Annotated in this window: 18 protein-coding genes; 11 read left to right on the top strand and 7 right to left on the bottom strand. The window is 63.2% G+C overall.

The window, feature by feature from the left end:
• Window positions 1-9 precede the first annotated feature (9 nt).
• The gene (locus L5849_RS04175) at window positions 10-831 is read left to right on the top strand and encodes a DUF2189 domain-containing protein (protein WP_236924534.1); all 822 of its coding nucleotides are present in this window, start codon (window positions 10-12) and stop codon (window positions 829-831) included.
• Here the strand turns inward: L5849_RS04175 and rsmA are convergent.
• The 4 genes from rsmA to L5849_RS04155 form a co-directional block, all read right to left on the bottom strand.
• Entirely contained in the window at window positions 828-1,652 is an 825-nt protein-coding gene (gene rsmA, locus L5849_RS04170) for a 16S rRNA (adenine(1518)-N(6)/adenine(1519)-N(6))-dimethyltransferase RsmA (protein ID WP_236924533.1), read from the bottom strand. The genes L5849_RS04175 and rsmA overlap by 4 nt on opposite strands.
• Window positions 1,645-2,646, bottom strand: a complete 1,002-nt coding sequence (pdxA, locus tag L5849_RS04165; RefSeq protein WP_236924532.1) for a 4-hydroxythreonine-4-phosphate dehydrogenase PdxA — start codon at window positions 2,644-2,646, stop codon at window positions 1,645-1,647. The genes rsmA and pdxA overlap by 8 nt, the downstream gene beginning before the upstream one ends.
• Window positions 2,647-2,654: 8 nt before the next feature.
• Window positions 2,655-3,989 carry a peptidylprolyl isomerase gene (locus L5849_RS04160; RefSeq protein WP_236924531.1) on the bottom strand — a complete coding sequence of 445 codons (1,335 nt, stop codon included), beginning with the start codon at window positions 3,987-3,989 and terminating at the stop codon, window positions 2,655-2,657.
• Window positions 3,990-4,132: 143 nt separating this feature from the next.
• Window positions 4,133-6,529, bottom strand: a complete 2,397-nt coding sequence (locus tag L5849_RS04155; RefSeq protein ID WP_236924530.1) for an LPS-assembly protein LptD — start codon at window positions 6,527-6,529, stop codon at window positions 4,133-4,135.
• 100 nt (window positions 6,530-6,629) lie between these two features.
• On the opposite strand from L5849_RS04155, the gene L5849_RS04150 reads away from it, so the two are divergent.
• From L5849_RS04150 to L5849_RS04125, 6 genes are all read left to right on the top strand, one after another.
• Window positions 6,630-8,090 (top strand): leucyl aminopeptidase, encoded by a 1,461-nt coding sequence (locus tag L5849_RS04150; protein ID WP_236924529.1) that lies wholly within the window; start codon window positions 6,630-6,632, stop codon window positions 8,088-8,090.
• Between the two features lie 30 nt (window positions 8,091-8,120).
• Window positions 8,121-8,279, top strand: coding sequence for a DUF2256 domain-containing protein (locus L5849_RS04145; RefSeq protein WP_236924621.1), 159 nt, complete (start codon window positions 8,121-8,123; stop codon window positions 8,277-8,279).
• Between the two features lie 39 nt (window positions 8,280-8,318).
• Window positions 8,319-8,765 carry a DNA polymerase III subunit chi gene (locus tag L5849_RS04140; RefSeq protein WP_236924528.1) on the top strand — a complete coding sequence of 149 codons (447 nt, stop codon included), beginning with the start codon at window positions 8,319-8,321 and terminating at the stop codon, window positions 8,763-8,765.
• A 34-nt stretch (window positions 8,766-8,799) separates the two neighbouring features.
• Window positions 8,800-9,333 carry a hypothetical protein gene (locus L5849_RS04135; RefSeq protein ID WP_115417233.1) on the top strand — a complete coding sequence of 178 codons (534 nt, stop codon included), beginning with the start codon at window positions 8,800-8,802 and terminating at the stop codon, window positions 9,331-9,333.
• Between the two features lie 78 nt (window positions 9,334-9,411).
• Window positions 9,412-9,834 (top strand): nucleoside-diphosphate kinase, encoded by a 423-nt coding sequence (ndk, locus tag L5849_RS04130; RefSeq protein WP_115417232.1) that lies wholly within the window; start codon window positions 9,412-9,414, stop codon window positions 9,832-9,834.
• Window positions 9,835-9,916: 82 nt separating this feature from the next.
• On the top strand, window positions 9,917-10,327 hold the full coding sequence (locus L5849_RS04125) for a nuclear transport factor 2 family protein (protein ID WP_236924527.1): 411 nt from the start codon (window positions 9,917-9,919) through the stop codon (window positions 10,325-10,327).
• On the opposite strand, the gene L5849_RS04120 is transcribed toward L5849_RS04125, so the two are convergent.
• Genes L5849_RS04120 through purM form a run of 3 tightly spaced genes read right to left on the bottom strand, consistent with a single transcriptional unit; the run spans window position 10,324 to window position 13,624 of the window.
• Window positions 10,324-11,538 (bottom strand): sulfotransferase, encoded by a 1,215-nt coding sequence (locus tag L5849_RS04120; protein WP_236924526.1) that lies wholly within the window; start codon window positions 11,536-11,538, stop codon window positions 10,324-10,326. The two genes, L5849_RS04125 and L5849_RS04120, sit on opposite strands and share 4 nt — an antisense overlap.
• Window positions 11,539-11,544: 6 nt before the next feature.
• Window positions 11,545-12,522 (bottom strand): phosphoribosylglycinamide formyltransferase, encoded by a 978-nt coding sequence (gene purN / locus L5849_RS04115; protein WP_255703815.1) that lies wholly within the window; start codon window positions 12,520-12,522, stop codon window positions 11,545-11,547.
• Window positions 12,515-13,624 (bottom strand): phosphoribosylformylglycinamidine cyclo-ligase, encoded by a 1,110-nt coding sequence (gene purM / locus L5849_RS04110; protein WP_236924525.1) that lies wholly within the window; start codon window positions 13,622-13,624, stop codon window positions 12,515-12,517. The genes purN and purM overlap by 8 nt, the downstream gene beginning before the upstream one ends.
• 69 nt (window positions 13,625-13,693) lie before the next feature.
• Between purM and L5849_RS04105 the strand changes: the two genes are divergently transcribed.
• From L5849_RS04105 to L5849_RS04090, 4 genes are read left to right on the top strand one after another with little or no spacing between them, the layout of a single operon-like run.
• Complete coding sequence (locus L5849_RS04105) at window positions 13,694-14,965, top strand: heavy-metal-associated domain-containing protein (RefSeq protein ID WP_236924524.1); 1,272 nt, start codon at window positions 13,694-13,696, stop codon at window positions 14,963-14,965.
• Window positions 14,966-14,977: 12 nt separating this feature from the next.
• A complete protein-coding gene (locus L5849_RS04100) occupies window positions 14,978-15,592 on the top strand; it encodes an ATPase (RefSeq protein ID WP_236924523.1) in 615 nt (204 codons plus the stop codon).
• Between the two features lie 26 nt (window positions 15,593-15,618).
• Window positions 15,619-16,308 (top strand): serine O-acetyltransferase EpsC, encoded by a 690-nt coding sequence (gene epsC, locus L5849_RS04095; protein ID WP_115417225.1) that lies wholly within the window; start codon window positions 15,619-15,621, stop codon window positions 16,306-16,308.
• A complete protein-coding gene (locus tag L5849_RS04090) occupies window positions 16,308-16,658 on the top strand; it encodes a DUF2794 domain-containing protein (protein WP_236924522.1) in 351 nt (116 codons plus the stop codon). The genes epsC and L5849_RS04090 overlap by 1 nt, the downstream gene beginning before the upstream one ends.
• Window positions 16,659-16,678: the final 20 nt, after the last annotated feature.

Below are 16,678 nucleotides of genomic sequence, written 5' to 3'. Positions count from 1 at the left end.
GGCGGCCTGATGCAGACTATCTCCCGGAAGTGGGAAGGGAGGAACGGTATCATGCAGGCCGCCAACAATGTCGCAGCATCCGTGGAACAGGTCGCGAATGATCTCACCATCGGGGATCTTGGCCGTGCGCTTAGAGCGGGGCTGGCGGATTTCCTCGCCAGGCCACTATTCGGCTTGTTTTTCGCGTCGATCTATGTGGCGGCCGGTCTGTTCCTGTTCGTGGCCTTGATGCGCTGGGGCGAGCCGATGTGGTTCGTCCCGGCGGTGGCCGGATTTCCGCTGATCGCGCCGTTCACCGCAGTCGGATTATACGAGGTCAGCCGCCGCCGCGAGGCGGGTTTGCCGATTGGCTGGGGCGCCGTACTCGGGGCTCTGCGCGGCAGGGGTGACGAACAGCTCATCATGATGGGTGGCATCGTGTTCGTCGCGTTCAGTTTCTGGATGATCATCGCGCATGGAATTTTCGCGATTTTCCTCGCCGAATCCGGTGTTGGATCGGAATCGCTGGCCGCCTTTGCCACGCCCGAGGGGATGGCAATGCTGGCGGTCGGTACGCTGGTCGGCGCAATCCTGGCTCTGGCCTTCTATGCGGTGACGGTTGTCAGCCTGCCGATGCTGGTGGATCGTGAAGTCGATTTCCTCACTGCCATCATCGCGAGCCTTGCGGCGTTCAGGGCGAATATGGTCTTGCTATGTGTCTGGGCAGCGGTGATCGCTGCGTCGCTGCTGGTGGCGATGCTGCCCGCTTTTCTGGGCCTTCTCATCGTTCTGCCCGTTTTCGGCCACGCGACCTGGCACCTATACCGGCGCATCGTCGGACAAGTCGGCTAAACTGAAAGGATTCGCGCCAGCGCAACGAATTCCGCCACCGAGACGGTCTCGGCGCGCCTTTGCGGGTCGATCCCGACCTCTTCCAGCGCCTCGACCGCGCCGGAAACGCCTTTGAGACTCTGACGCAACATTTTCCGGCGCTGGCCGAATGCGGCTTCGGTCAGCCGTTCCAGTATCCGCGCCGAAACGCCTTCGGGCATCGCGCCGGGTTCGACATGGACAATTGCGCTCATGACTTTGGGCGGCGGGGTGAAGGCGCTGCGATGGACTTTCATCGCCAGCTTCGCGTCACTGCGCCATTGTGCCAATACCGCCAACCGACCGTAGATCGAGCCGCCGGGCCGGGCGACAATCCGCTGGGCAACCTCCTGCTGAAACATCAGCGTGAGGCTGGTCCAGAGGGGTGGCCAACGTTCTCCGCCCAGCCAGCGGACGAACAGCGCTGTTCCGACATTGTAGGGCAGGTTGGAAAGCACGGCGAAGGGCTCGCCGCCCATCAGCTCGGCATGATCGAGCCTGAGCGCATCGCCTTCGATCACGCGTAGCTGTCCCGGAAACGCCTCGCCCAACTCGGCCAGAGCCGGGAGACAGCGCTTGTCCATCTCGATCGCGGTAACCCTCGCACCGCTGCGCAGCAGGGCGCGGGTCAGGCCTCCGGGTCCAGGGCCGACTTCGAGCACCTGCTTGCCTGAAAGATCGCCCGGAATGGCGGCGATCCGGTCCAGCAATTGTTCGTCGAACAGGAAGTTCTGGCCCAGCGCCTTGGACGCGCTGAGCCCGTGACGGGCAATCACTTCGCGTAAGGGGGGCAGATTAGCCATGGCTGGCACGCCGCGTCGCCATGTCGCCTGCCAGTTTCAGCGCGGCGATCATGGCACCGGGGTGAGCAAGCGACTTGCCCGCGATGTCGAAGGCCGTGCCGTGGTCGGGGCTGGTTCGCACGATGGGCAGGCCGAGCGTAACGTTCACACCCTCGTCGAAATCGAGAGCTTTCAGGGGTACCAGCGCCTGATCGTGGTACATCGCCAGTGCCACATCGTAAGTCTGGCGGGCACGCGGCGTGAAAAGGGCGTCTGCCGGATGCGGGCCGGTTATGCGCAGCCCCTCGGCGGATAGCGCCTCGATCGCCGGTTCGATAATGCGCGCTTCCTCGTCACCGAAACGCCCCCCTTCGCCTGCATGAGGATTCAATCCGCAGACGGCAAGACGCGGGGAGGTAATGCCCAAATCGCGTGCCAATGCCTGGGCCACGATGCGCGCCCGGTGCTCGATCAGGCTCTGCGTCAACCGCGTGGGCACGTCGGCAAGCGCGCAGTGGACGGTCAGCGGTACGGCGCGCAGGCTTGGTCCCGCGAGCATCATGACTGCATCCTCGCGCTCCAGCCCGCACACATCCGCAAGAAATTCGGTCTGGCCGGGATATTCGAAACCGACGCGGGCTAGCTGGGCCTTAGCTATCGGTGCAGTCACCACTGCCGAGGCTGTCCCCAGCAAAGCATGCCGGGTTGCCTCTGCGAGCGAATGCATCGCCAGCGCGGCGCCTTGATCGTCCGGATTGCCGGGTATCGCATCGCAATCTTCCTGCCCCAGGACCGGCAGGGCATTTTCGAAGACGCGTGCCGCTTGCGAGGGCGCCTCGATGCGTTGAATTTCGACAGCTAGACCGCGCGCCCCTGCCGCTTCGGCAAGAACGCCCGCTCCCCCCACCACGAAGAAGGGCGCAAGCGCCATGTCGTGGCGCCGCGCCCAGCTTTCGGCGATGATCTCAGGCCCGATCCCCGCCGGATCGCCAAGCGAGACGGCGAGGGCAGCCATGTCCTTCGTCAATTATACTCGATGTAAGCGTCGTTGCGCAGATCGCGGAGATACCGCTGAGCGCGCTTTTCGACACGCTCGTTCTCGAGCTGACCCATCAGCTGGTCGAAGTCCGGGCCTTCCGCGATCTGAGGGTCGTCGCGGCCACATAGCATCAGAACCCTCACGCCTTCTTCGAACGAACCGAAGGGCGGAGTGGACTGGCCGACCTGAAGCTGCAGGAGAATATTCTGCAATTGATCGGGCAGGGAACGCACGCGGATCTGATCGTTGGTGACCACGGTGGCACCCAATGCCGCGGCGGCATTTTCGGCATCGCCGCAGCCACGGATCGCCTGCACACCTTCGGTAAAGCGGGCAACTCGCTGCTGCGCGGTTGCCTCCGAAGTGCCGGGATCGAAAGTGATCTGGATCTGTTTCAGGCTGAGTACGGCATCGCGCGGATCTGCCATCAGCACCTGCCGCTTGTCGATCAGGTAGAGGATGGAAAAACCACCCGGAATACGGATCGGCCCGACGAGCTGGCCGGGGTTCATTTCGCGGGCGACGGCTTCCAGTTCCGCGTTCTTGAGCTGCGCGAGCTGGATCCAGCCCAGATCGCCACCGACCGCCGCGGTCGAGGCTTCGGAAAACTGGCGCGCATAGGCAACGAAGCTGCCGCCTTGGCGCAACTGTTCGACGATCTTGTTGGCGTTGGCCTCGACCGCTGCTTGCGTTTCCGGGGTGGCCGAGAGGTAAATTTCACCGAGCCGATATTCTTCGGTGCCGCGCGAAGCTTCGAGCCGTTCGATAAGCTCGTTCACCTCCTCGGCCGAGACGTTGATGAAGGGCGAGACGTTCCGGCGCAGAAGGTTGTTCCATGCCATTTCGCCTTTGATCTGGCGCTTCAGCGATTCGGGCGAGGAGCCGATCGAACGAAGATATTCGTCCATCGCCCGGGGGTTCTGTTCGAAGTTCTGCGCCGCGACGCGGTTGTACGTCTGGTCGACTTCAGCTTGGGGAAGCTCCATTTCCTGTGCTTCGGCAGCCTGGATCTGCAGGGTCTCGTCGATGAGATTGCGTAGCACCTGCATGCGGATACGGATCATTTCCTCATCGCTCACTGGGCGCTGGTTCGCCGCTAGAAGCAAGGCGACGCGGTGATTGACGTCGGTTTCCGTAATGACGAAACCGTTAACCAGTGCCGTTGCCACGCGGCGATTGGGGTCGGTCTCACCCAACATGCTGAGATCGCTTGGAAGGCCGAGTAAATCGCCCTGTGCCGTGGCCTGCTGGGCTTGACCGACAATGGGCGTAGCGGCGAGGCCAGCGGCTGCAGCGACGGAGAGCAGTCGGGAGAACATTTTTGCAGTCACGTGTCGAACCTGTTTTGCGGCATCGTCTCGATGCCCGATTATGCCGCCTGTCATGCAGCGGCGCGGCTTAACCAAAGCTGATAGTTGCGCGCCGGATAGCGTGTTTGGCGCAAGGTGCCAATAAGCGCGGGCTAGCGGAATCCCAGATTTCTCAAGCTGAAATAGAACTGGAAGGTATCCCCGCGCTGGGCATCGCCCGAGGTGATATAGTCACGGCGCCAGGTCGCGCCCAGCTCGAGGCAATCATCGCGATAGGCGACGCCCAGACGAGTACGGATGGGGTCGAACCCGTCCGAAGACAACATCGGGTCTTCTTCGCGGTCGGTCAGGTTGAACACTCCCGAGCCGAAAACCGACCAGTAATTGGCGAAAGCTATGCGCACGGCACCGCGCAATTCCTCGCGGTCCTGCAGATCCTCTACCTGCGTGATATTCCGGTTGAGCCGGACATAGCCAAGTTCGGCGTAGGTCTTGCTGGACCCGACCGCCGCGTCGATTTCGTTGCGGCGGATGGCCAGGCTGTCCTTGTCCAGTCTGAAGCGGTGGGTAAATTTGAGAAAGTCGCGATACCGGACTTCGGTACGGCCCACGAAATCGGAGAATTTTTCCGAAAGGCCGGTTCCGACGGGCAGGATGTCGCGATCGCTGTCGAGCCGGTAGGATTGCCCGACCGTTGTCTTGAGCTCCCAGTCGGGGATACGCAGCGACCAATCCAGGCCATAGGTAATCCGCGCCCCGTCTTCCACCCGATCGTAGCCGGGGAAGCGATTGAGCGCGAACAGGTTCGAATCTTCCAGGTCGATCGCGCGGGCATCCTCGTTTGGAATGGCGAGGTTCTTGATCGGCGGGGTGGCCACCAACTGGACGCGCGGCGTGAATACCTGCGTGCCGCCGAAAGCCTCTCCGACGAAGGGCCATTGCACATCGAGAGCACCCAGAGCGACGCCGCGATATTCCCAGCCCGGATTGCCACGATAGCTGGCTGTCGTGGTCAGAAAGTTCTCATCCGAATGGTAGACGTCGCCGCGCAGCATACCGGTCAGCGTAACCACCTGCCCCAGCCCGGTTATACGGCGCAAATCCCACTGCGCGCGGGCAAAAGCACGCTGAGTATCCTGCCCGATATCCCGAGAAATCGAGAGCGTATTGAGCTGAAGCTCGAGCTGCCCGCCGACTAGCGGAATGTCGGGCCGCCAGCGGGCGTCGAGCACGGGAAGGGCAATCGGCACTTCGCCCTGGGGTTGGTTGAGGCGCAGTGTCTGCGTCGCCCAGCCGGCAAGGGAGAAATAGGTGTTGCTGCCGATCCTTTCGAGCTCGAGCGTAGAGCGTAGCCGATCATCGCGGCTGATATCATAGCGGCGCAGGAACGTGCGGTCCGTCGTTCGGCGGATCGATCCGGTTAAGCTCCAGTCCGGGGAAAGCTGAAACTTGCCGTTGGCAAAGATGTAGCCGCGAAACTCTTCCTCGCTATTGGGCGCGCCCGTGAAGGTGGAAATGCGCTGCGAATGGGTGGCATAGCCGGTGATTTGATAGGCGCCCCTTTCCGTCAGATGCCGCCATTGCGCGGCGACCATCGGCGCGGCCTGGGTATAGACATGGGTGGTCAGTGTCAGGTCGCGATTATCCGCGAAGCGCAGGAAATAGCTGCCCGACACCTCCACCCCGTTGCTTTTGGAAAACCGCAGGTCGGGAACGAGTAGCCCCGACACGGCGCCGCCATCGGTCCGCACCGCCAGGCCGGGAAGGGGGAGGATTCGCGCGCCGAACAATTCCAGAAACGCGCCCGTAAACTTGATTCTCTGGCTTTGCGGATCGTAAACCACCCGTTCTGCCGTGATCCGCCAGCTCGGATCTTTCGGACAGCCTTGCGGCGTGACGACGGAACAGCCGCTATAGGCGGCTTCCTGCAAGGCTATCGTGCCGTCGCTCTCCCGCATACCTCGGATGGCCGCGAGGCGCCCGCCTTGCCGCAGGGCAAGCAGAAGGTTCTCCATCGCGCCGGCTTCGAACTCATCGGTCAGCTCTACGCGCTCGGAAAAGAGCTGGTTGCCGTTCTCGTCAACGAAGCGCACTCGGCCGGATGCCACGATCACGCCGGTTTGCTGGTTCCAGCTCACCGTATCGGCCCGCAGCGAACGATCGCCGCTGCGCAGGACCACATTGCCGCTGGCAGTCACATTGTCGCTGTCAGCACTGTATTCGAGGATATCCGCCTCGAAATCGATCTCGCGATTGCCATCTGCGTCGATCCCTTCCTCGCCGGTCGCAACGGGGGGCGGGTCGAGGTCGGCATTGGGATCGGGGACCGTTAGGAGATCGTCCACGTCGCCCTGGGGATCGAGGGCCGGTCGGTCGGGTTGTGGATCCCCCGGTTCACCTTGCGGATCGACCACCGTCCCGACGTCGTCAGCGGCGGACTGCGCGGCCAGTGGCGCAGCCAGGGCGAGAGCGACCCCGCTGGCGATCCAGGTCAGGGGCCTGACGGCCTCCCGGCTGGCTGGCAATGCTATCTCTGCAGGCGGGAGCATGGCTTGCCTATCGCACCGGCCACGCCTAATCGCAATCGCCATCCTCGATGGGCGGCCGTGGACCCCGCCGCCCCGACCAGATATTGTTTCCGGAGATTCCATGAAGATTCAGTTCAGCCAGTCCCGTCCGCAGGTTGCGCGCCTTGTTGCTCAAGTCACGGATAAGGGCAAGATCCCCGCCGGTCTCGATAGGGCGATGACCGAAGGCATGGAAGCCGCGCGCTTCAAAGGCAATGCCGGACAAATCTTCGACGGTTTCGTCGAGCGCGACGGGCAGGTTTTGCGTGTGGCCATCGCCGGAGCGGGCGACAAGAACGACGAAGCGCGCCTGGCCAACCTCGAAAAGGCCGGGGCCGCGCTCGCCGCCAAGTACCAGTCGAGCGGGAACGAGGAGCTTGTACTCGACCTGTCGGACAGCGGATTGTCGGGCGAGGAAGCGGCGTGCGTGCTGCTCGGTCTGCGTCTGCGCAACTGGCGCTATGACGTCTATCGTACGAAGATGAAGGACGATCAGAAAGTCACGCTGGCTTCGGTTCACGTTGTCGGCGCGCCCGAAGGTGCCGAAGCGGCGTGGGACGACATGGCCCATGTCGCGACGGGCGTGGAATTCACGCGCCAGCTCATTACGGAGCCCGCCAATATTCTCTATCCCGAAAGCTTCGTGGAACGCTGCCAGGATCGGTTCGAAGGGACCGGGGCCGAACTGATCGTGCTCGACGAAGCGGACATGGAAAAGCTGGGCATGGGATCGCTGCTCGGCGTGGGCCTTGGTTCGGAACGTGAATCGCGGATTCTGGCGATCCGCTGGAATGGCGGAAAGCCTGGCGATGCACCGACCGCGCTCGTCGGCAAGGGTGTCACTTTCGATACCGGCGGCATTTCGATCAAGCCCGGGCCGGGCATGGAAGATATGAAGTGGGACATGGGGGGCGCAGGCGCGGTCGCCGGGGCCATGCTGACACTGGTTTCGCGCAAAGCCCAGGCCAATGTCGTGGGCGTGATGGGGCTGGTCGAAAACATGCCCGATGGCAAGGCGCAGCGCCCGGGCGACGTGGTCACGTCGATGAGCGGTCAGACCATCGAGGTGCTCAATACCGATGCCGAAGGCCGTCTGGTGCTGGCCGACGCACTGCACTGGACGCAGAAAGAGTTCCAGCCCAAGCGCATCCTCGATTTTGCGACGCTCACGGGTGCGATGATCATTGCGCTCGGCAACGAGTTTGCGGGCGTGTTCTCGAACGATGACAAGCTGGCCAAGGATCTGCACGAGGCGGGCGAGGTCACCGGTGACCGCAACTGGCGGATGCCGATCGGGCCAGCCTACGACAAGCTCATCAACTCGCCCATCGCGGACATGAAGAACATTGGCGGCAAGGCGGCCGGATCGATCACGGCGGCACAATTCCTGCAGCGTTTCATCGAGAACGATACCCCTTGGGCGCATGTCGATGTGGCAGGCATGGTCTGGTCGGACAAGCCGGGCCGTACCTGGGGCAAGGGTGCGACAGGCTATGGCGTACGCCTCGTCGACCGCTTCGTTCGCGACACGCTGGAGGGCTGACGACGGACGGTGGTCAAGGGCACGGGCAAGATGCGCAGGAAGGGCGATCTGCCCTCGAAGGCCTGTCTTGCCTGCGGCCTCGAGTTCACCTGGCGCAAGAAATGGGAACGCGACTGGGACGAGGTGAAATACTGTTCCGAGCGGTGCCGGAGGAATAGGCCTTCCCCGATTGGCGGAGCGGTAGGATGAGCACGTGTCCCCAAGTAGCAAGGCGATAGGGCAGCCAGAATGACCACCCGCGTCGATTTCTACCAGCTCAGCCGCGATCCGGTCGATGTCACAGTCGCCAAGCTCGCGCGCAAAGTGTTGCAGGCGGGCGAGCGGCTGGTCGTGGTCAGCGCGGACGAAGCGCAGCGGGAGCACCTTTCCAAACGTCTTTGGGAGCAGGGCGGCGCGACTTTTCTTGCCAACGGCATGGCAGGCGGCCCGCACGATGCGCGCCAGCCGATCTTGCTCTCTGAAAGCTGCACCGCGCCCAACGATGCGCGTATGCTGCTAATTGCCGATGGCGTCTGGCGCGATGAGGCCCTCGGCTTCGAGCGAGTCCTTCTGTTGTTCGATGCGGCCCGACGCGATGCGGCTGCCGAGCTCTGGCGCCGCTTCGCGAAGGAGAACGCCATCGACAACCGCATCAACAAGCAGGATCAGAACGGCGCCTGGCGCGAAGGGGCCTGACGGAACCACTCCGCGTCTCGTGGGTCGATGGAACATGAAACGTTCTGTCCGCACCGCGCGCCTTGCCACCTATGCAATTGCGACCCTTTCGCTCGCCGGGTGCGGGACTGAGAACCGTGGTGGTGAAAACCCCACCGCTGCCGAGGAGGAGACTGCTGCGCGCGGTTCCTACGATATCGACGCCGCGACCGGGGAAACCCGCGCTCGCTACACCGACGATGACGGCACGACCACCACCATGCGTTCGGGCGAGAGCGTGCCGGTCGCGCTGCCCGCCGGCTTTGCGGTTTATCCTGGTGCGAGGATCGTCAACAACACCCGCGTCGAGCAGGCCGGCGGGCTGCTGGTTCTGCTCGACCTGGAAAGCGAAGCTCCACTCGAGGACATGGTCTCCTATTACCGCAAGCAGGCAGAAGCCGCAGGGGTAGACGTCGCCACCTCGATCCAGAGCGGCCCGATGACCATGATCGGGGGCGAGGCGGGCGATGGCACCAGCTTTTCCTTCACCGCGACCCGCGAAGGCGAGGTTACCACGGCGCAGCTTTCGATCGGTCGTGGTCTAGAATGATTCTTGCCCGCGCGCGCGCGCGGCGCTAGGGGCGCGCGCGAGAACCCTCTCCCCCGTACAGAACGCAAGGAATTCACCATGGCGGTTACCCGCACCTTTTCGATCATCAAGCCCGATGCCACCCGCCGTAACCTGACCGGTGCGGTTACCAAGATGCTCGAAGACGCCGGCCTGCGCGTTGTCGCGTCGAAGCGCATCCAGATGACCCGCGAACAGGCCGAAGGCTTCTACGCTGTCCACAAGGAACGCCCCTTCTTCGGTGAACTGGTCGATTTCATGATCTCCGGCCCGGTCGTGGTGCAGGTGCTCGAAGGCGAAGACGCCGTGAAGCGCAACCGTGACGTGATGGGCGCGACCAACCCGGCCGATGCCGATGAAGGCACCATCCGCAAGACCTATGCCGAATCGATCGAAGCGAACTCGGTCCACGGTTCGGACAGCGAGGAAAACGCCAAGATCGAGATCGACTTCTTCTTCAACGAAGACGAAATCGTCGGCTAGGCCAATCGCCGCCCGTCAAGGCGGGCTTCGCAATAAACCATATGCTGGGGGGACGATCTGGGTTAGGATCGTCCCCGCTGTGTTGAAGAGAATCGTCCCTGCCCTGCGCTGCAAGCACCGGCGAATTGCGACGACTCGTGCCTTTGTCGATGCGATGAATGCGCGCAACCATGCCGATGCGCTGCCCTTGATGGCGGACCACATGGCTTTCGTCGACATTAGCGGCACGAGGATAACGGGGCGAGACGAGATACTCGCTGTCGATGACGCGTTTCGCGATGCCAACAACAACGCTCAGGTGCGCATCCGGACAATCGATGCGCATGACGATGCGGTGCTGGTTCGCGGATATCTCGAAAGCGACATGGCCGAAGTCGCCGGGGACACCATGTGGCGGGTAGATTTCGATGGTCCTGTCATTTCCGCGATCACTGTCACACGGGCCGATAATGGAATGACGCTGCCGAAATTTGCCGCGATGATGCAGGCTTAGGCTTTCGCGCGGTTCTGGCTTAACCCAAACCGGGTAATATCGGTTCGGTGGCGATGATGATGGCCCGCCGCAGCGATATGCTGCTCGCGGACCATGGCGAGCAGCGCCTCGCGGGACAACTCGATCCCCCATTCCGCGTAGGTGCGGGCTATCTCGGCCTGCCAGTCATGGCCCAATGCATCGAAATCGACATGAACCACGCCATCCGTTTCCGGGGTGAGCTGGGCCTGGAGGCGTTCATCGCGCAACACCAGCTTGCGACGCCATTCCGTCCGGATCGCGGAAAGATCGGCGTGATCGCTTTGGAAGGCCATCTGGCTCGAAACGAGCGAGACCGAACTGTCGAGAACGTCTTCATGGTCGCGGTGCGTGACGACGAATCTCGCATTGGGAAATTGCGCTCTCAGGTTCGGCAGGTCTTCGGAAAATTGCGGGCATTTGAGGACGCGCGGTCGGTGCGCATTGCCCATTGTCGACGCATCGGTGCGAAGGATTCGCGAAAATTCGGCGTAGATGGGCCGGGCATCGCGCGCTTCGTTCCAAGCGGTGAAAGACGGGATCCGCCATTGCGTTTCGAATGTGGCGGGGGAGAGCGCGCCCGCAAGCCAGCCGATTTCCTCGTCTATTCGTGTCGCACCGAAGGGGTGAATGGTTTCGAGCCACGGATTGATGCGCCGCGCAAGGATCAGGGCGGCCCGTGCCTTGAGCGGGCGCAGGTCGGGTCTCGCGGGGACGGGATCGTGGCTGTTGCAAAAGCGTGTGCCCGCATGCCGTGGATCGGCGGCCAGAAGCCGATGCAGGCGGGTCGTGCCCGCGCGCATCTGACCGATCACGATGATCGGAGGGGTGATATCGGCGCGCGCGAGGCCGGGTTCGTCGCGCCATAACCGGCCCAGCGCATGTCGTTTGCGGATCGCCGAGGTCAATTGGCCGTAAGCCATGGTGTGACCCAGCGCGTTGAGCTGCGCCTCGTCGCGCAGGCTCGCACAAAGCCGATCAAGCCGTTCGCGGAAATCGTCCACCTCGGCGTCGCTTCTGATCGAACGCTCATCCTCGGTATCGAACCCCCGGCTGCCGACTTGCCATAGATAGTCGGGGTCCAGCGGCGGTTTTGGCGTGACGCCCTTGTCCCACAAGGCCTGTACGGCGCGATCTGCCCATTGGGCCGCTTTCGCGCGTGCCAGGGGATGAGGGCGGGGCGGGGCGGCCATGACCGTCTAGAACGTGTCCGCCGCGTCGAGCAGTTTGGTCACGCTTTTGGGTGCCATCAGGCGCCAGCTCCGTTCGAGCCATTCGGCCACATCGTCCCAATCGACATCGGGGCGGTTGAGGATCACGCCGATCCAGCCACTCGCTCCGTAATAGGCAGGCCGGTGATAGGTTTGCGGCTGGGTTTCGACGAGGTTTTCGAGTTCGTCCTGGCTCGAGCATTTCACCAGCAGACAGATATGCGGCGTACCGTGATGCCGGTCGGAGAAATAGGCGAAGAATTTGCCCGACTTCTCGGTTCCCACACGGAAACCCGGCGCGCCGTGGCTCTCCCGCTCATATGTCCGGGGCAGGGCGAGCGCGCATTCGCGCACGCGTTCCAGCAGGTATTCCGGGTCGTTCCCGCGCGAGACGTAGTCCGAGAGCACTCGGGAATATAGCTGATGTTCGGCCACCCGGACACGGTTGGCGAGCTTTTCTGCCGTGTCGTTCGGCCAGATCGCGACCTCGACTTGGCCCAATGCCTCGCCCGCATCGAGTTCCTCGGTGACCAGATGGACGGTTGCGCCTGCATGACTGTCGCCCGCCTGGATTGCGCGAGCGTGGGTGTCGAGCCCGGGATATTTGGGCAGGAGAGAGGGATGGATGTTGAGCATCTGTCCTTCCCAGCGCTTGACGAATTCCGGCGTTAGGATGCGCATGTAGCCGGCCAGCACGATATATTGGGCTTCGGCATCAAGCACGGCGCGCTCCATAGCCGCATCATGCTCCGCGCGGGCCATGCCCTTGTGCGAGAGGGAAAAGGTCGCGACACCCTCTGCCTCGGCCAGTGTCAGGGCTTCCGCTTCGGGGTCATTGGCGGCGACAAGCACGATTTTATAGGCGGAGCCGGGCAGGCGGCTGGCGTAGAGCAGGGCTGCCATGTTCGTTCCCTTGCCGGATACGAAGATGGCGACCTTGGCGTCATCGGGGCCTGGATCAGGCAATGTGGGTCGCCGTCCAGCCTTCGCGCGCAGCCCAGGTTCCGGCAGAACCGCGTACGGTGCAGCCCTTGTCCCCTTCGGCGATCCGGCCGATTGCCAGCACTGTCTCGCCTACCTCCTCAAGGCGGCTGCGCACGATTTCGGCATTCGCCGGATCGACGGCGAGCACCATGCCGACACCGCAATTGAACGTGCGCGCCATTTCACCCGGTTCGATATTTCCCTGGGCCTGCAAGAAGGCCATCAGACCGGGTTGCTCCCACCCGTCGGCATCGACTTCGGCATGCGCGCCTTCGGGCAGAACGCGCGGGATATTTTCGAGCAGACCGCCGCCCGTGATATGCGCCAGCGCGTCGATCAGCCCGTCGCGCACGACAGGCAGCAGGCTCTTCACGTAGATTCGGGTAGGCTCGATCAGCGCATCGATCAGCAGACGATCACGGTCGAACAGCGCTGGTCGGTCGAGTTTCCAGAACTTGTCCGCCGCCAGCTTGCGGACCAGCGAATAGCCGTTCGAATGGACCCCCGAACTGGCAAGGCCGAGGAGGATATGGCCCGGTGCGACACGCTCGCCGGTCAATTGCTCGCCGCGTTCGACCGCGCCGACGCAGAAGCCGGCGAGGTCGTAATCCCCTTCGGCGTACATACCGGGCATTTCCGCGGTCTCGCCGCCGATGAGCGCGCATCCGGCCTTGGTGCAGCCTTCGGCGATGCCCGCTATCACGCGCTCGGCAACGCCGTTTTCAAGCTTGCCGGTGGCAAAATAGTCGAGGAAGAACAGCGGCTCCGCACCCTGGACGATGAGATCGTTGACGCACATGGCGACGAGATCGATCCCGACAGTATCGTGTTTATCGCTGTCGATGGCGAGCTTGAGCTTGGTGCCCACACCATCATTGCCTGCGACCAGCAGCGGGTCCTTGTAGCCCGCGGCCTTGGGATCGAAAAAGCCCCCGAAACCGCCGATTTCGCCGTCAGCACCGGGGCGCATCGTCGCTTTCACCAGAGGGCCGATCGCCTTGACGAGCGCATTGCCCGCTTCGATCGAGACACCGGCCTGCTCATAGGTGTAGGATGGCGTATTGCTGCTCGGTTGGTCGCTCATCCTTTCCGCCTTACGCATTCGCGCTTGGATTTCCAGTTGCCTTTCGGCAAAAGGCGGCCTGTTTTCCCCATGAGCCATGCTATTTCCATCCATCCAGCCTTTCGCCGCCCCGCCGTTCTGGCGCTGATACTCGCCCTGCTCGCGATGCTGGGCGTGGCTGTCCTGGCCCAGGTCGGGGGAGAGCGCGGGATCGCGCCGGTTGCCTCCACCAGCGATATACAGGTTTCGGGCATAGAGGTGGACGTGCGCGCGGATAGCGGGAGCGAGGCGCGCGTGCAGGCATGGGAAGAGGCGCAGCGCAAAGCCTGGGAAAAACTGGATGGACCACAACTGAGCGATTCGCAGATAGAAGGTCTTGTTTCCGCCATCGTGATCGAGCGCGAACGGCTTGGGCCGAAGCGCTATATCGCCACGCTCGGGGTCGTGTTCGATCGCCAGCGCGCCTCGCGCTATCTCGGTTCGGAAGGCGAAGCCCGGCGGTCGGCCCCGATGCTGCTGCTTCCGGTCACGGTCTCGGCCGGCACCCAGATGGTCTATGAGCGGCGCAACCCCTGGCAGCGTGCCTGGGCCGAATATCAGGCCGGGCAAAGCCGGATCGATTACGTAAGGCCAACGGGGGCTGGGGGCGATTCGCTTCTTCTCACCTACGGCCAGACCGGGCGCCGCAGCCGGACCTGGTGGCGCAATGCGCTCGACCAGTTCGGTGCAGCGGATGTGCTCGTACCTATCGCCAATTTGCGCTACACTTATCCCGGCGGCCCGATCGAAGGGACGTTCACTGCGCGCTTCGGCCCCGACAACACATTTCTCGACGAATTCGACATGACAGCCAGGTCGCCTGCCGAACTGCCGGTCATGCTCGAACGTGCCGTCGTCCGGTTCGATCGCATTTTCGAACTTGCCCTCGCGGATGGCAAACTTCGACCCGACCCCACGCTCAATATCGGCACGCCCGAGCTCGACCCGGCGCTTCAGCGACTGCTCGAGCTGGGCCGCGCGCTGCGCGCGCAGGAACAGGCTGCCGCCGCCGCTTCGGAACCGACCGCCGAAAGCGGGGATGCCATCACTGCGGCGCCGGTCCGCACGCCGCCTCCCGAAGGTTCGGTCGCACTCTATACCGTCCAGGTCGCTACGCCCGACGCCGCTGCCTTCGATGGCGCGGTGAGCGCGGTGAGGGGGACGCCCGGAGTTCGCAGCACCGGCATCCGCAGCACGGCGATCGGCGGGACTTCGGTAATGACGGTGAGCTATTCGGGGTCAATCGGGCAATTGGCCGAAGCCCTGCGCGCGCGCGGTTTCACCGTGAATCAGGGCAGCAACGCGCTTGCCATCAGCCGCTGAGACGCGAGAGCGGTGGCCTCGCAAATCGCTCTCCCGCTGAGTCCCGCCGGTTTGGGGGAGCCCGCGAGTATAATCATCGGATCGAGCAACCGCGCGGTTGCCGAAGCGCTTGGCGCACCGGAGAACTGGCCGTTTCGTACCGCGATCCTCCATGGCCCTCCGCGATCGGGCAAATCGCTGTTCGCGCGCTGGTTCGCCGGACATCACCCCGACGCGGTGATCGATGGTGTTGCCACGTTCGACGAGACCGAGATCTTCCATCGCTGGAACCGCGCGCAGGAAAGCGGGCTTCCGCTGCTGCTGGTGGCAGGCGGGGAACGGTGGGACATTACGCTTCCCGATCTGCGCAGCCGGATGGGCGCTGCCTTGCAACTCCGGATCGGCCCACCCGATGACGCATTGGCTGCGGATCTGATGCTCTCCCATGCAGCCCAGCGCGGTCTCGCATTGGGCGAGGGCGCACCCGCCTATCTCGTCCCGCGGATGGAGCGCAGCTACGCCGCGATAGAGAAAATCGTCGCCGAAATCGACCGGCTCAGCCTTGAACGGCAGGTTCCGGCAACCCTATCTATCTGGCGGGACGCGCTGGAGGCGGTCCAGGGGCCGGATCAGGGCCGCTTGCTTTAATCGCCCCCAAATGGGAGAATAGCCTGATGTTCGAACGGCTTGTCGCCTATCTCGACAGCGTGAAGGCACGCGATCCGGCCCCTCGCAGCCGCTGGGAGGTGTTGACCTATCCCGGCGTGTGGGCGGTCTTCTATCATCGTATCGCGCATTGGCTGTTCGAGGCCGAACTGTTTTTTCTGGCGCGACTGGTCAATCACTGGAGCCGTTGGCTGACTGCGATCGACATTCATCCCGGCGCCAAGATCGGCAAGAATCTGTTTATCGATCACGGCTTCTCGGTCATCGGCGAAACCGCCGAAATCGGCGACAATGTGACCATCTACCAATGCGTAACGCTGGGCGGCACCAACCCGACGAACGGCAAGGGCGGCAAGCGCCATCCGACTATCTCGGACGAGGTCATCATCGGTTCGGGCGCACAGGTTATCGGGCCGATCACCATCGGCCGCCGCGCGCGCATCGGGGCCAATGCCGTCGTCACCGACGAAGTGCCCGAAGGGGCGACCATGATCGGCCTCAAGGCGCGCAGCACACTGGTTCCGGCGGAAGAGTGGGTGAAGGAGTTCATCCCCTACGGCACGCCTTGCGACGATCCGTGCGAGCCGAGCCGCGATTGTATCGAGAAGCTGGAGGGAGAGCTGAAATCGCTCCGCAGCGAAATCGAAGCATTGCGTGCCGAACGCGAACCGGCGCGGCGCAGCGGGACCGAGGATTGATGAGCTTCCTCGGCGAGACGGTCGTCGCATTCCCGGGTCGCAAACCCCAGCAGATCGGCTTCAGTCGCGACGAACTGACCCGTATTCTCGATCTCTACGGGCGCATGGTCGCTGCCGGTGAGTGGCGCGACTATGCGATGGATTTCACCCGGGATTTCGCCGTGTTCGCTGCTTTTCGGCGCGCCGCCGAACGTCCGCAGGCGCGGATCGAGAAACGCCCGGCCCTGCGCAACAAACAGGGTATGTGGACGCTGTTCGGCGAACATGGCCAGGTGCTCAAGCGCAGCCACGAACTGCCGGGCGTGATCGCGCCGGTCGAACGCCGCCTACTCAAGGCGATCGATCAATAGCTGCACGAAAAAAGGCCCGT

It is taken from the genome of Erythrobacter sp. SN021 (genome assembly GCF_021864455.1).
Note: the sequence above shows the minus strand (reverse complement) of the source record. Positions and strands in the feature narration are given on the sequence as shown.